Raw genomic sequence first — 755 nt, 5'->3', positions numbered from 1 at the left:
CGCTGGCGGACGGGTCCGGGTTCCGCCGTTCCCGTGCACAGCATGTCCACGACCAGCGACGCCGAATCCGACGAGGTGGCAAAGAAGATCGCCACGACCAGCACGGCCAGCCCCTGCATCAGCGGTGCCCAGGGCAGTTCCGCAAAGAAGGCGAACATCGCCAGCGGGACGGATTCGCTGACGGCGTTGCTGATGCTGCCCGCGGCGGGGCCCATCGCGGCACGCGCCGCCTCTCCCAGTCCGTCGATGGCCATCGCCTGCCAGCCGAAGATCGCGAACCAGATGACGGTGAACAGCGACGGCGCCAGCAGGACGCCAAAGACGAATTCACGGACCGTGCGCCCGCGGGAGATCCGCGCCACGAACAGGCCGATGAAGGGCGACCAGGTGACCGTCCAGGCCCAGTAGAACACCGTCCAGTCGCCCTGCCAGCCCCATTCGCCGGTATCCATCCCGCCGCCATGCAGCATGTCGTTCCAGAAGGCCAGGCGCGGCAGATTGGACAGGTACAGGCCGATCGTCTCGACGACGCCACGCAGAAGAAACAGGGTCGATCCGGTCACCAGCACGAACAGCATCAGGCCCACGGCCATGCCGATATTGACGTTCGACAGAAGCTTCACCCCCTTGTCCAGGCCGGCGACGATCGAGATCGTGGCGACGATCGTCAGGCTGCCCAGGATCGCAAGGCGCAACCCGGTGTCGTTCGACCAGCCGAACAGCGCCGACAGTCCCGCCGCGACCTGCGACGAGCC

1 protein-coding gene is annotated in these 755 nt (G+C 66.8%); it reads right to left on the bottom strand.

What is annotated here, in order from left to right; genetic code table 11:
- The coding region (locus TW83_RS17535; RefSeq protein ID WP_045984075.1) for a BCCT family transporter at positions 1 to 755 on the bottom strand (755 nt) is incomplete at both ends.

The organism is Paracoccus sp. S4493, assembly GCF_000967735.1.
GTDB lineage: Bacteria > Pseudomonadota > Alphaproteobacteria > Rhodobacterales > Rhodobacteraceae > Paracoccus > Paracoccus marcusii.
Note: the sequence above shows the minus strand (reverse complement) of the source record. Positions and strands in the feature narration are given on the sequence as shown.